Consider the following 14,329-nt stretch of genomic DNA (forward strand, 5'->3'; position numbering starts at 1 on the left):
TAAATTTGGTATAGGTCCTGGTCAAGCGTTTATTCATATTGGTCAAAAGGATCCGCAATCACGATCCGCTGCGCTTCTGCATCGCTGATGCCGGCGTAGAGCACGGCGGTGCCGTCGTTATTCCGGACGAGTCCTCCGCTGAAGACAACGTCCTCCAGGTCCGGGCGCTTGGAGGGCCCGGGTAAGAACGCCGCGCGCACAGCGATGAGCGCCATGTCCGAGAAACGTTCCGTTTCCGGATCAAAGGCGAACGCCATCGGATAGTAATGGCGGTCTCCCTGGGCGTCGAAGCAGGCGATATGCCCGAGTACGCCGACAAGGCCGTTCCCGAGCAGGTGCGCCTCGTTCGCGCCGCCCCATTCGCCGTCGGCGAACTGGCCTTCGAGCAGCGGCGCGGCCTCGATGGCTTCGCACGTAAGCGCGTCAAGCGACGCGACGCGCAAATACCCGATCTTGCCGCGGCCTCCCTTGTCGCCTTGCGGCCGGGTAAACACGCCGATGGAGCCGTCGGCTAATTCGACCGGACGAATGTCTTTCATTCCGTCCGGTCCTTTAAAGAACGGCTTCAGCGAAGCGACGGTGGCGCCGCGATAGAAGGAGGTGCGCCATTTCAGAGCACCCCGCTGCTCCGGATGCGGGTAAATCTCCACACCGCCCAGCACAAGTTCCCCGGCAACCCGGGTGTAGAATGGATCCTGCAGGTGAAGGATCGGTGCGCCTTCGCGTACTCCCCAGCGGCCGCCACGCTGGATGAAGAACATAATGTCCGAATGCTCGCTGTCCCGGGCCTCGACACGTCCGGCGATGACAAGCTCTCCTTCGTCGAGGAATGGCGCGGTAATGTTATAGACATCTTTGCCTTCGACTTCGGTGAATACGATTTTTTGAACATCGCTTGTAGATCCTTGCGTATTCGCATATTGAAGTAATAATTCTTGACAGGTTTTCACTTCGGTTTTGATGAGTGATGTCATGATGGAAACGCTCCTCTCCGGTGTAAGGTGTTATTTGAGGTTAAACTGCATGCCTTCCTGAAACTTTTTGCCGAATATAAAGAACATCACGATAATCGGCAGCGTCAGCAACACGGAAGCGGCGTATAATGGCCCGGGATAAGTTTTGTAGGGCGCGAACATTTGGGACAAAAGCACATTTAACGTTAGTAATTCATCGCTGCGCACAACGATCATATCCCAGAGAAGCTCTGTCCAACGTTCCATCAGCAGGAACAGGAAAACCACAGTCGTGATCGACTTGGACATCGGCAGCATGATGCGGTACATGATTTTGAAATCGCTGGCTCCGTCCAGTTTAGCTGCTTCAATGAAGACGGTTGGAATGGCTTTGAAGAAATTCGTATACATGAAGATCGCCCATAAACTGACGGCTTTCGGGAGGATCATCCCCATATAGGAGTCGTACAATCCTGCATTCTGCACAATAAGGAACGTCGGAATGAGCAGAATAATCGCCGGGAAGAACATATGGAACAAGACAAAATTGTTAATGGTATCCCGGCCCCGAAAATTGAGTTTAGCCAGAGCGTACGCAACCATTACACCGGACACCATCATTAAGGCGGTGGAGGCTAAGGAAACGAACGCGCTGTTGAAAAAGGAATGAAGCCAAGGGCGCGGCGTGCCCGTCTCACCCCCGGCGAAAAGCCATTCGTAAGACTTGAGTGAGAAGGAGCTTGGCACCATCTTGCGGTCGACCTGACTCCAATCCGCGAAGGAATGGAGCACCATGTATAAATACGGATATACCATCACGAACAGCAGACCGTATGCGATTGTGTATCGTGCAGCGAGACGGCTTTTCTTGTTGCGTTTAGATCCAACCATTGCGTTTCCCCCACATTTCCAGCAGTTTTCGAATCCCGAAGATGGAGACAAAGGTAGCTACGGATGCAAGCAGCGCGACGGCTGAAGCATATCCGGCTTTCAGATTTCTGAAGGCTTGATTGAAAATCTCCATTTGCCAGGTATTCGTTGCGAAATTCGGTCCACCGCCCGTTAATTGATACACCTCGGTGAAGATGCTGAATGTTACCCCGAACGACAGAATCAAAGTTGTGTACAAAGCAGGATAGAGCAGCGGCAGCGTAATGCGCCAGAAGCGTTGCCGATCCGAGACGCCGTCAATCGCGGCTGCTTCATAAATTTCATTGTCGATGCTGGACAAACCCGACGTAAGGATTAAGGCGTAATAGCCGGTGAATTTCCATGCCAAAATGAGTCCGACAACAAACAGGGCTGCGATCGGGGTTCCCAGCCAATCCACCTGAATGCCAAGCTTGCGGAGCGAGGTGTTGAGTGGGCTTGTATACGAAAGAATCCCCTTCACGATCAGAGATGACACTACGCCTGAAGACAGATAAGGCAAGAAAAATCCGATAAGAAACAAGCTTTTTAATCTGGGTAAACTATGCACGATGACGGCGACCGCCATAGCCATAGCAGTAACAAGAGGGACGAAAATCATCATGAATTTATACGTCACCCAGAACGCCGCATGTACAGCCTTGGAACTCAAAGCATCCGCGAAGTTGCTGAAACCCACAAAATTATAAGAAGGAGCAATAAGATCCCAGTCGGTAAAAGAAAGATAGAAGGACCAAAGGAGCGGTCCGAAAAAAAAGAGGACTGAGTAGATCAAGTAAGGGCTGGTGAATAGCCAGCCTAATCGGTTATTGTTCTTTTCCATTAGAATAAACTCCCTTTATTGAAGAACGCCTTCGATAGCTTCCTTCATATTGGCCCATCCTTCTTCCGGGGTGATTTTTCCCCGTACCACTTTGTTGAATGCTTCTTGGCCGATTAACGTCTGCAAATCGACAAATTGGCCGTTATCCATAGGTGGAATGGCGTTAACCACGTTTTCGGCATAAGGTTTAAGCTCTGGGTTCTGTTCCAGCAGCGGTTTAAACGCCGGATTGGTCGTCATATCATCACGGGCAGGAGGAAGCTTAGTGGTTTCAAACCATTCCACGTCATTCTCGTCATTGGCATACACCCATTGAATGAATTCGAATGCGGCTTTCTGTTCAGCTTTCGAAGCCTGAGCATAGATGACCAAGCCTTTCGTATCTGCGAACGTCTTGCTGGTTGCCGGGTCCATTCCGTCGGGAACAGGAGGCATCGAAAGCGCGAAGGTTTCATTCAGTTTCAATTCGGGAAACTTTTCTTCCCACATCGAGAAAGTCCAGGGCCCAATATCCACAAAGGCGCCCACGCCTGTTTCGAAGGGCTCGACAACCGTTTGTGATAGAATCCCGTTCGCTTTTCTTAGGTCATCCATAAATGTGAGAGCTGTGATGCCTGCATGGTCATCCGCTACAAAGTCATCCCCTTCGATAAACTTGTTACCTTCAGAGGCGGCGTTATAAAGCATGAAAAAATCGAACCAACGCATATAGAAGGTAGGGTCGGCCAAATCCGGCTTGGCCCACATGTATTTATCCGGAAACTTCGCCTTCAGCTTCGTGGTTGCTTCGAGCATTTCACTGTAGGTTTGCGGGACCTTCGTTACGCCGGCTTCCTTCAAAATGTCAATACGCCAACCAAAGAGCATGGCATTCGAGTACACGGGCAGCACATATTGATTGCCGTCAGCAAATTTCCATGGGGCAACAGTGCCTGACATGTTTCGGTTTTTGATGATTTCATCAAAACCTTCTAAAGTGTTTAGAGGAACCAGAGCTTTACTGTTCGCTAACTGGGCGGCAAAACCCCGGTTCATATTCTCCGACATCGTAGGCGCCGCTTTGCCGACCAGGGCGGACTGGATACTGGCTTCCGATGTAGGTGACTCTTTAATCGGGCTCACTTCGATCTTTACTTTAGGATTTACTTTACCGTAAGCCGCGGCTAATTCTTTCCAGTAAGCCTGCTGGGGCGGATTTGGTGCTGCCCAGAATTCAATAGTTGTCACACCGTCCGAACGTTCCCCTGCGCTGTTACTGTTCTTATCCGTGGAACATGCAACTAAGGCGGTACAAGTAATGGCTGTTACGAGGAGTGCGGAAAGCAGCTTGTTCATGGAAGATCCTCCTTATGTCTGGTCATGCTATGTAACGTTACAAAATATATTGTAAGCGCTTATGAACTTTATTATGAATATTTTGTAATGCAAATGTCAAGTGATTATTAAGGTGAGTTATTGGGTGTCCGCTCTGTTAGGTAAGTGTCATGATTCCATTTACTTTTCATAAAAGTAACGTTACAATAATTTGAATATGACTTGATTAGCGTGAATTAGATAGGGAAAAGGAGGAATCGGCATGAAATCCAAAATAACGATGCAACGTATCGCAGATGAACTCAAGTTATCCAAAAACTCTGTATCCCAGGCGTTGTCAGGGAAAGACGGTGTAAGTGAAGAGACGCGCCGGTTAATTCTGGAGACCGCGGAACGGCTAGGTTATGAGTATACGAAATCGAAGAAGTTGCAGCATTCGGAAACCGCAAAGACGGGAACGATTGCTTTGATCGCTTCTGATTTTGCGTTTAGTATGCAAGGGTTTTTCGGTGAAATTTACTTAAGCATAGAAAGAGAAGCACGAGAGGAAGGGTATGAGGTCATCATCCAGTCCGTGGATGCGGAGTCTGCTGAGCAGAAGATTCTTCCTCCGTTTCTCCTGAATAAATCCGTGGACGGCGTGATTATACTTTCCCACATTACGACGGATTATATTAATGATGTCATTGCAACAGGTATTCCTGCGGTGTTGATTGATCACCATCATCCGCGCATTCAAGCGGACAGCATCCTAACGAATAACAGGTACGGCGCATATGATGCGGTTCGATATCTGATTGAGCTTGGGCATAGACGCATCGGATTTCTCGGCAACGTCCGGTTCTCTCCGAGCTATGCCGAGAGGATGGACGGCTTCCGAATGGCCATGGATGAAAGGGATTTACCGGTTATGAAGGAATGGATGCTGACGGAGGCCGTGGAAGAAAGTGCTTATGTTACACAACAAGTACAAGCCTTATCGGAGCAACCCACGGCCTGGTTCTGCGTCAACGACGGGTTGGGCTTCTTCTTGAACGCGGCGCTGCGGCAACAAGGTCTGCACATACCGGAGGACGTGTCGGTAGTTAGTTTCGATAACGGCTACCTCTCCCGGGTTTCCGCTCCACCCACAACGACCGTGGACGTGAACCTGAAGCTCTTCGCGGTAAAAGCCGTGGAACGGCTTATGGAACGGTTGCGTGAACCAGATGAGCCGTACACGGAGCTGTTGCTGCCAACCCGGTTATTGATACGTGAGTCTACGGGGCCTGTGAAAGGGGAATAAAGTTGTAACTATATCGCCTCAGGAAGCGTATTTATTCTAAAGGAGGCGAGGATCATGGATTTGTATTTTCGGGACAATTTCTTTAGCAGCGGGATGACGGAGATTCTCAACGAACAGGAACATGCTGTGGGTCAAGTGGATTTGAAGAGTGCCTTTGGCTCTGCAATTGATGTATATGGACCAGAGGGGCAGCTGCTATGTAAGGGAAGTTTTCCGTTCCTTTCGGGAAAATGGGAAATTACCGATGTGAACGATGAACGAATCGGTGTGTTAAAAGGTCGGTTTTCGTTATTTACCAAGAAATTCACCTATGAAACCGGTACACGGGGCAGTTATGAGATTCTCTCTCCGGCATTCTCTAAAGAATACGAGGTTATGGATGAATCAGGTGCGCGCATTACAAGGTTTGAACAAGTAAACGGTTGGTTCTCTTCAGGCGCATTTCTTCTGAGCAATCAGGGTGAGGTGCTGGATTCTTATGAACTTGTCGCTGTGATTATGGGAATGTACGCCATTCAAAAAAGACAACAAGCGGCGGCAAGCAACTCAACTATATAAGAGAATGGGATTAATGTAGTCATATGGTTTCGGCTCTCTATAACGTGAGGATAGGCTTATTCGTGGTCTAGTCGGAAGCAGTTAAGTACCTATAAATGAGGCAAAATAGCGATATCCCAATGGCTCAGTAGGAGTGGAAGGGTTCAAGAAGATTGGAAGGGGTAGTGGTGTCGGAGCAGTTATGCACTCAGTATCTCTAAAATATACAAAATAGCGATATCCCATTGGCTCAGGAGGAGCGGAAGCAGTGCCAGTAGTGCAAGTGCAGTAGTGCCAGTGCAGTGCAGTGCAGTGCCAGTGCAGTGCCAGTACAGTGCCAGTGCAGTGCCAGTACAGTGCCAGTGTAATGGCAGTACCAGTGTAGTACCAGTGTAGTGCCAATACCAGTGCGAATCCGCATACGGATGTAAATAGAGTTCGTTACAGCTGAGTAAGTTGATTATTATAAAAAGCTCTCAAAATTAGCTGAGTCAATTTACTTCAATAAATACTTTAAATTTTAAGCTGCAAATTGTACAGGTTCTGGCATCCGAGCAGGGGCAATTAATTGTTTATAGGTGATTGTGGCCGTGGTTGCGAGCATCTTGAATAGCCTGACAACGCCTCTGTTTGGACGAACCGAATTAATCGTGCGGAAACAAAGTTCATCCAGATAAGCTTGAAGATGCTTCGGACTTACGCCGAAATACCTGTCGTTGATGCTGTCGGTGACCATTTGGCAGAATAGGCGTAACGTTTCGGAGGCTCTAAAATCATTCTCGTATTTATAAACGTTTGGGTTTCTAACTTGAGAAGAAACATGCTCCATAATAAACCGGTCATAGTCGACATCAAGAGGCTCCCTTGATGTAGGGCGGGACGGGAGATGAACTTGCTTTAACTTAAAATAAGTCACCTCGCCAAAAAAGTTCGTAGTCGCACCGGCTATAAACGGTACTTGGTTTAGCTGAGGTTGAGAGGATTCCTTCCAATAATTCGTGTGATTATAATTGGAGAAAGTAATGTCAACTAACCCCGTCAGAAGCTGCTTCGCATCGGCGCAAGAGATGGCGTGGCGGATTTTGTGGAAGATGAGCCAGGCTGTTTTGTAAGTGACAGAGAGGATTTGGGTAAGTTGCACCGCGTTCGTGGAAGAGTCTGGATCCGCAAGCAGAAACAACGCTGGAAACCACTTATGCAGTGAAGTGCGGCTGCCTTCCATAACGGTTCCTTTAATGAGGGAGGTTTGGCGCCGACAGGCTTGGCATTGATACAAAGGAAGTCTCCGCGTCGTCATGACCGTAGCGCCGTTGTGCCCGCAATGAGAACAGTGAAACCCGTTACCCCACCGCAATGCAGCCAGTATATCCACACATGACTCTTCATCCCGATACTTCTTACAAAACTGCTCAACCGTAACGGCACCCGCCATAGACTACCCTCCTTAAATTAACCAATACATATAAATTTATAAACTCATTATACCAAACAAATGTTCTTATTTCAATATGAAATGTATATTTTTTCAAATTACTTCGCGTCTGGGACAAAGTGAGACCCGTAATCATCATCCAAAAATTTAGCTGAGTCAATGGGATATCGCTATTTTTGTGGTTTAGGAGATAGTTCAATGCAATTCCTGACTCGACACCAACACGGGATCATCCATATTATACTTGCCCCTTGACCGTCTTCCCCGAAGGTTGTATCGTTATGCTATCATATTACAATTCATAACAACCTGAAAGGAATACGCAAATGCAGACGCGTTTTGTCATAGAAGCTGTAATGCTCGCTATTTATGGGCATTTACTGTTGCCGGATAAGCCGGTGGAATATATCATCCCCTCCTCAACTGTAGGGGAGTTACATGAAATTGCAAACAGTGAAGATCCGGTGATGCCTGACCCGGAGGATGACCGACATGCCAAGGAATCGATTCGTGAGCTAATAAAATTCTTTGAACAGCCATTCTACGCGAAGCGAATCCGAAACAGCCTGGTCGCGCCGTGGCGCAAAAGTCCCGCTTTGCCCATTCATGAGAATGTGTCGCTTACCGTCATTTATGCTACAGAAAGCGCGCAATACGGCGAGAAGTTCGATCCGGTGGAGACGGAGCTGATGCTGACAGCCATTCACGAAAAGGCGCCACTGTTGACGGATCAAGTGGATATGATTGAACGGATGCTTGAGGCGGGTGTGCCCGTGTTGATCGTGGACATTGACGATTTTGAGTACGCGCTGGATGAAGGAATTGAACGTTACTATAGCGATTTATAAGGATTACATCGTTTATCTCATTAGCTAGCTCTGCCCTGCGGCAGGGCTTTTGTTTATTTTCTGATGAATTCCTATTTAATTAGGTTAAGAAGGAAATTCCATATCGCTGTGTGGCCGTAGTACGTTGGTTTTAAATCAGCGACAATCGGCCGACATTTGGAACCTCTTTGGATTGTGGTAGAATAAAGCCATAGGATCATCATTTTGGTAAATACTACAATACAGTCAAAAGAGGGGTTATGGATGGGACAAGCTAAACATGCGGCAACCGTCTCGCTCGTCGCCATGGGCGCGGGATTTCTGGCAACGTTACCGTTTCAGGACAATCATGTAGGGGAGCTGCTGCAAAGCGGCTTTGAGGCCGGATTAGTCGGCGGTTTGGCGGACTGGTTCGCCGTAACGGCGCTCTTCCGTCATCCGCTGGGCATTCCGATTCCGCATACCGCTCTGTTGCCGAAGAATCGGGATCGAGTGGTGGATTCTCTGATTAGCGCGATCGAGAATGATTTGCTGACGGAAGAAAGTCTGAAGGCGAAAGTGGCGGAGCTGCGTATTCATGAACGATTACTCAGCCTTGCTGAAGAGCGGCTGGCTGAAGGCTCGGCGGCGGTCGTTTCCATGGCCGAGTATGGGTTAAGACAGTTACAACCTGCTCAGGTGGTGGAATGGATTTATCCCATGCTGCGGTCACAGGCGGAGAGCTTTGATTTACGCTCCGTGCTAAACCGGGTGCAGCAAGAGATTATTCATCGGGGATACGATGAACAAGCGGTAAGTTTTCTTTTGGATAAGGCAGAGAACTTGGTGGGGGATCCGCATTTCCGGCAACAGGTCGGCGCTATGGCCGCAGAGGCATTATCGAAGCTTCAGGTCAACGGACTGATGCAGCTGGCGCTGAATGCCTTTATTGGGTACATGACAGAAGAAAAGCTGGGCACCATGATTCAGAATATGCTGTTGAACAATATCCAGGAGATGAAAGCAAACCAGGAGCATCCGCTTCGAATGCTGCTGTTGCTGGAAATCCGCCGGATGATTGTCAGTGCGGACGAGAATCCCAAGTTGTTGGAGGCATTGGAAGGCTGGCGCGCTTCGGTGCTGAATCATCCGGAAACACCGGAGAAGCTGGCCAAAATATTGGACGATTTAAGACATAAGGCGCTGCAGTTTATTTCGGGACCGGGGTTTGAGGAACAGTATGTTCAGCCGTTACTACGCAAAGTCGTGGATCATCTGAGGAACAGCCCCGATCTGATGGATAAGGTACAGATTTGGTTGCAGAGTCAGTTGTCCCGCCTAATTGAAGCCAACCATAGTAAAATCGGCCAACTTATACGGGAGAACGTGGATAAGTTCGACAACAAGATGCTGATTGAGATGATGGAGGACAAAATTGGTAAAGATCTGCAATGGATTCGCGTCAACGGGGCGGTTTGCGGGTTTTTGATCGGGATTATTCTTCAAGGCATTAAATTTATGGTATAGGTTCCCAGGTAACTTTAGATGGAGAGCTTATAGGTAATACCGGTGGTAAACCAAGGAGGTGACTCCTTGGTTTTTTGATTTTCAAGGGGGGATGCAGGGCAGTACGAAATGTTATGCTCCTTTGTGTTATCTGGATCGGCCGATATTACCCGCGTTGCTGAGGAACTTCAAGCAGTAAAGGGCGCAGATGCCCACAACAACATAAACAAATCTCGCGGCGAGAGTATCTTGGCCGCCGAAGATGGATGCCACCAGATCGTATTGAAATAATCCGATCAGTAACCAGTTTAAACCCCCTACAATTAGTAAGAGTAAGGCAATAGTATTGAGATTTCCCATATCCGTGTCCCTCCAATTGTTGGTATGTCATCTAATTAGCAGTATGAACCATGCAGCAGTTTCCTATTCTATTTTTATAAATTGAAGTGAGGAGGTGTCGGGAACTGGGGCAAAATAAAAAACTGGAAGCTGTCAGGATACCTGACGACTTCCAGTCTTCTATTAGAAATAATATGATTAACCTTCGAGTAAAAGAGCTTCTGGATCTTCCAGCAATTCTTTCACTTTCACCAAGAATTGTACCGCTTCCGCGCCGTCTACGATCCGGTGATCGTAGGAAAGGGCGATGTACATCATCGGACGATTCTCCATGCGTTCCGCATCAATCGCAATCGGACGAAGCTGAATTTTGTGCATACCCAGAATGCCGACTTGCGGGGCATTCAGAATTGGAGTAGACAGCAGGGAGCCGAACACGCCGCCGTTGGTAATGGTGAAAGTACCGCCGGTCAGGTCGTTCAGACCCAGAGCGTTCTTGCGGGCTTTGCCAGCCAACTCGCCGATCGTGCGTTCAATCTCCGCGAAGCCCAGACGATCCGCATCGCGGACGACAGGAACGACCAAGCCTTCTTTGGCCGCTACGGCAATACCGATATCGTAGAAGTGCTTTTCAATAATGTCTTCGCCGTCAATTTCGGCGTTCAGGAGCGGGAACTTCTTCAAGGCGCCGACTACGGCCTTCGTGAAGAAGGACATGAAGCCCAGGTTCACTTCGTTCTTCTCGAAGAACGCCTGCTTCCGGCGCTTGCGCACATCCAGAATCGCGGTCATGTCGACTTCGTTGAACGTCGTCAGCATCGCTGCGGTTTGCTGCGCTTCAACCAAGCGCTTCGCAATCGTCTGCCGGCGGCGAGACATCCGCTTGCGTTCAGCCGGCTTCGCCGGATTGAACTCCGCCGTGCCAGCCGCCGGCTTGTCTGCCGCAGGGCTCGCAGCAGGCGCTGCTTGTCCAGCCGCGGGGCGTGTGCCCGCGGACTGCACATCGCTAGGCGCTATGCGGCCCAGCGGATCCCGGGCATCGACCGAGTTCAGGTCGATGCCTTTCTCGCGCGCCAGCTTGCGCGCGGCCGGCGATGCCGCTGCGGATCCCGCTGCGGCAGCAGCCGGTTGGCTTGCGGCGGCCGGTGCCGCCGGCGCTACAGGCGCCACGGGCGCTGCAGGTGCCGGAGCTTCCGCCGCAGGCGTTGCCGGAGCTGCTGCGCTGTCCGCCGCTCCCAGGCGGCCCAGCACTTCACCGATGGAAACGGTGTCGCCTTCCTGACGGAGAATCTCCGTCACGACGCCGTCCGCTTCCGCGCTGATCTCAATGTTCACTTTATCCGTTTCCATCTCAAGTAGAACGTCTCCGTAGCTTACTTTATCTCCTGCTTTAACGACCCAGCGGTAAATCGTACCTTCGGTAATGGATTCACCCATGGCCGGAACTGTAATTTCGTACATCGTTGCTACCTCCCCGTCTTAACTGCGAACTTCTGTTGTTGAGTAAAAGATTTCGTGATGATGTTCCCTTGTTCCATAACGTGGACGACTTGATAGCCTGTTGCCGGGCTTGCGCGGTCCGGGCGGCCAATGTAACTGACATCGACTTGATCCGGCGCGAGTTCGCGAATCCGCGGCTCCATGAAGCTCCAGGAACCCATGTTGCGAGGCTCTTCCTGTACCCAGACAATTTCCTTCAGTTTCGGGAAGCGGGCGATAATCGCCTTGATTTCCTGAACCGGAAGCGGATAAAGCTGTTCCACGCGAACGATGTGCAACCAATCGGTGGAAGAAGCTTCTTTCTCCAGCGCGTCTTCCAGATCAATGGCCATCTTGCCTGTGCAGAGCAGCAAGCGTTCAACGGCTTCAGGCTTCTGTCCGAGTCCCGGTTGTTCCACAACGAGGCGGAACGAGCCTTCGCTAAGATCAGTAACGTCCGAAGTCGCGCGCGGGTTCCGAATCAGACTCTTCGGCGCCATAACAATTAACGGACGAGCTTCATCTGTCGCGGTTGTGGAAGCCTGACGGCGCAGCAAGTGGAAATATTGCGATGCGCTGGTCAGGTTGGCAACCGTCCAGTTCTCCTGTCCGCAAAGCTGCAGGAAGCGTTCCAAGCGACCGCTGGAATGCTCCGGACCTTGACCCTCAAAGCCGTGCGGCAGAAGCATGGTGATTCCGGATTTCTGCGACCACTTGGAGCGGCCAGCCGAGATGAACTGGTCAATCAGCACTTGCGCGCAGTTTACGAAATCGCCGTACTGGGCTTCCCAGATGACCATCGTCTCTGGAGAGAACACGTTATATCCGTATTCGAAACCAAGAACGCCGGCTTCGGACAAGGAGCTGTTGTGAATGGCGAAGGAAGCCTTGGCTTCCGGCAACACATGCAGCGGGCAGAACTTCTCGCCGGTAACGGAGTCGCTGAGCACCAGATTCCGGTGAGCGAACGTCGCGCGTTCCGCATCCTGTCCGGTAATCCGGATAGGACGGCCGTCGGCAAGGATCGAGGCGAATGCCAGCGTTTCCGCATGCCCCCAATCCACCTTCTGACCTTCATCCAGCGAGGATGCGCGGCGCTCCAGAATCCGCTTCAGCTTCGGATACACGTTGAACTTCTCCGGCCAACGAAGCAAGCCTTCATTAATGCGGCGAAGCGTATCGAGTGGTACGGCCGTGCCCTTCGGAGCGGACTCTTCATCGTTATGTCCGATCTTCGCGGGTTGCGTAGGATCTTCCTTGTCCTGCGCCTTCATTTCGTCGTAAGCCGTCTTCAGGCGATCCTGAACAGCCGCTTTCATGCTGTCGGTTTCTTCCGCGGTGAAGCCATGCTCACGAATCAGTTTTTCAGCATAAACTTTGCTGACGGTCGGGTGATTCCTCACCTTCTGATAGACCAGCGGTTGGGTTGTTTCCGGATCATCGGTTTCGTTGTGTCCGTAGCGGCGGTATCCGATCAAATCAATCAGGAAGTCCTTCTTGAATTTGGTGCGGTACTCGGAAGCCATACGGGCCGCGGCAATAACCGCTTCCGGATCATCCGCGTTCACATGGACGATTGGAATTTCGAAACCTTTGGCCAAGTCGCTGGCATAGTGGGTCGAACGGGAATCCCAGCTGTCGGTGGTGAAGCCGACGTTGTTATTTACAATAATGTGAATCGTGCCGCCCACCGAGAAGCCTCTCAGGTTGTTGAAGTTGAGCGTCTCGGCTACGATGCCTTCGCCGGAGAATGCGGCGTCGCCGTGCATAATGATGGAGGCTGCGGAATCCATCTGTTGCACCGGGTAGCCCGGCTTGCTCCGGTCTTCCTGAGCCGCGCGTGTGAAACCGCCGACAACGGGATTCACATACTCCAGATGGCTCGGGTTGTTCGCCAGTGTCAGGCGAGTCTCTGCCGTTTCACCGGTAGGGATGGAGCGGTTCGCACCCAAGTGATACTTCACGTCGCCGGTCCAGCCGTAATTGATGCCGGTGGAACCTTCGGACGGGATTAGATTCTTGTTCGGGGAGTGATGGAACTCCGAGAAAATCTTGCTGTATGGTTTGCCAAGCACATGCGCGAGCACGTTCAGGCGTCCGCGATGGGCCATACCCATCAGAATGTTCTTCGCGCCGTCATTGGCGAGCTCATGAACGATCTCATCCACGAGCGCCACGAGCACATCATTTCCTTCTATGGAGAAACGCTTCTGTCCGACGAATGTACGCTGCAGGAAATCCTCGAATTGTTCCGCTTCAAGCAAGCGGTTCAGCAATTTCACGCGCTCTTCGCGATCCAGAGCGGCATTCGGAATGACAGATTCCGCTTGCTGCGTAAGCCAACCGCGCTCCTGTTCGTTGTGCACATGGCTGAACTCATAGGCGATCGTGCCCGAATAGGCCGCGCGTAATTTATTGATGGCTTCCCATCCGTTCGCGAATGTTCCGGGAGCGTCTTCCCACACCCATTCGGCAGGCAAAGCGGCCAAATCTGCGGGGTTCAGCCCGTACGTCTCGGGTTCAATCAGGTTGGCGCTCGGTTTCTGAAGAATGCCAAGCGGATCGAGGTTCGCCGCAAGATGTCCGAAGGCGCGGATTTTTGTGGCCAGTTTACCGGCCGCAAACGCTTTCTTAATCAGGCTCGGATCCACACCGGAATTTGCGGATCCGGGTTGTGCTGAAGATGTATTTGCATTCGATGTGCCTTCATTAAAAGCGCCTTCCGTTTGCGGAGGTTCGCCGTAGCGGTCGAACAGCTCCCGATATTCCGGAATGACACTGTCTGCATCAGCTAAATAAAGATCATATTGTTCTTGGATGTAACCAAGATTGGGGCCAAGGTAAGCTTGCCATGGTCCATGCGGATGTGCACTATTGTTGGACATTAGTAGATCCCTCTGTCTTTCTGTGCTAGAGATTTGTTAA

12 protein-coding genes are annotated in these 14,329 nt (G+C 50.6%); 4 read left to right on the top strand and 8 right to left on the bottom strand.

Features of this window, described 5'->3' with window-relative positions; genetic code table 11:
- Window positions 1–29: 29 nt before the first annotated feature.
- Genes SY83_RS12235 through SY83_RS12250 form a run of 4 tightly spaced genes read right to left on the bottom strand, consistent with a single transcriptional unit; the run spans window position 30 to window position 4,041 of the window.
- Entirely contained in the window at window positions 30–974 is a 945-nt protein-coding gene (locus SY83_RS12235; RefSeq protein WP_068606861.1) for an MTP-1 family protein, read from the bottom strand.
- A 30-nt stretch (window positions 975–1,004) separates the two neighbouring features.
- Window positions 1,005–1,844: a carbohydrate ABC transporter permease gene (locus tag SY83_RS12240; RefSeq protein WP_068606863.1), complete on the bottom strand. Its 840-nt coding sequence runs from the start codon at window positions 1,842–1,844 to the stop codon at window positions 1,005–1,007.
- On the bottom strand, window positions 1,831–2,706 hold the full coding sequence (locus tag SY83_RS12245) for a carbohydrate ABC transporter permease (protein ID WP_068606865.1): 876 nt from the start codon (window positions 2,704–2,706) through the stop codon (window positions 1,831–1,833). Before SY83_RS12245 ends, SY83_RS12240 begins: the two co-directional genes overlap by 14 nt.
- 15 nt (window positions 2,707–2,721) lie before the next feature.
- Complete coding sequence (locus SY83_RS12250) at window positions 2,722–4,041, bottom strand: ABC transporter substrate-binding protein (RefSeq protein ID WP_068606867.1); 1,320 nt, start codon at window positions 4,039–4,041, stop codon at window positions 2,722–2,724.
- 241 nt (window positions 4,042–4,282) lie between these two features.
- On the opposite strand from SY83_RS12250, the gene SY83_RS12255 reads away from it, so the two are divergent.
- Together SY83_RS12255 and SY83_RS12260 are read left to right on the top strand one after the other, a co-directional pair.
- Entirely contained in the window at window positions 4,283–5,305 is a 1,023-nt protein-coding gene (locus SY83_RS12255; RefSeq protein WP_068606869.1) for a LacI family DNA-binding transcriptional regulator, read from the top strand.
- A gap of 54 nt (window positions 5,306–5,359) precedes the next feature.
- Window positions 5,360–5,863, top strand: coding sequence for a hypothetical protein (locus SY83_RS12260; RefSeq protein WP_068606871.1), 504 nt, complete (start codon window positions 5,360–5,362; stop codon window positions 5,861–5,863).
- Window positions 5,864–6,362: 499 nt separating this feature from the next.
- On the opposite strand, the gene SY83_RS12265 is transcribed toward SY83_RS12260, so the two are convergent.
- Window positions 6,363–7,274 carry a transposase gene (locus tag SY83_RS12265; RefSeq protein WP_068606873.1) on the bottom strand — a complete coding sequence of 304 codons (912 nt, stop codon included), beginning with the start codon at window positions 7,272–7,274 and terminating at the stop codon, window positions 6,363–6,365.
- Between the two features lie 326 nt (window positions 7,275–7,600).
- On the opposite strand from SY83_RS12265, the gene SY83_RS12270 reads away from it, so the two are divergent.
- Window positions 7,601–8,122, top strand: a complete 522-nt coding sequence (locus SY83_RS12270; RefSeq protein ID WP_068606875.1) for an ADP-heptose synthase — start codon at window positions 7,601–7,603, stop codon at window positions 8,120–8,122.
- Between the two features lie 243 nt (window positions 8,123–8,365).
- Window positions 8,366–9,607, top strand: a complete 1,242-nt coding sequence (locus SY83_RS12275) for a DUF445 domain-containing protein (RefSeq protein ID WP_082882496.1) — start codon at window positions 8,366–8,368, stop codon at window positions 9,605–9,607.
- 126 nt (window positions 9,608–9,733) lie between these two features.
- On the opposite strand, the gene SY83_RS12280 is transcribed toward SY83_RS12275, so the two are convergent.
- From SY83_RS12280 to SY83_RS12290, 3 genes are all read right to left on the bottom strand, one after another.
- A complete protein-coding gene (locus SY83_RS12280; protein WP_068606877.1) occupies window positions 9,734–9,946 on the bottom strand; it encodes a DUF378 domain-containing protein in 213 nt (70 codons plus the stop codon).
- Window positions 9,947–10,123: 177 nt separating this feature from the next.
- A complete protein-coding gene (gene odhB, locus SY83_RS12285; protein ID WP_068606879.1) occupies window positions 10,124–11,386 on the bottom strand; it encodes a 2-oxoglutarate dehydrogenase complex dihydrolipoyllysine-residue succinyltransferase in 1,263 nt (420 codons plus the stop codon).
- Window positions 11,387–11,391: 5 nt separating this feature from the next.
- On the bottom strand, window positions 11,392–14,289 hold the full coding sequence (locus tag SY83_RS12290) for a 2-oxoglutarate dehydrogenase E1 component (protein ID WP_068606881.1): 2,898 nt from the start codon (window positions 14,287–14,289) through the stop codon (window positions 11,392–11,394).
- Window positions 14,290–14,329 lie beyond the last annotated feature (40 nt).

The sequence above is a fragment of the Paenibacillus swuensis genome, assembly GCF_001644605.1.
Classification (GTDB): Bacteria; Bacillota; Bacilli; order Paenibacillales; family DY6; genus Paenibacillus_N; species Paenibacillus_N swuensis.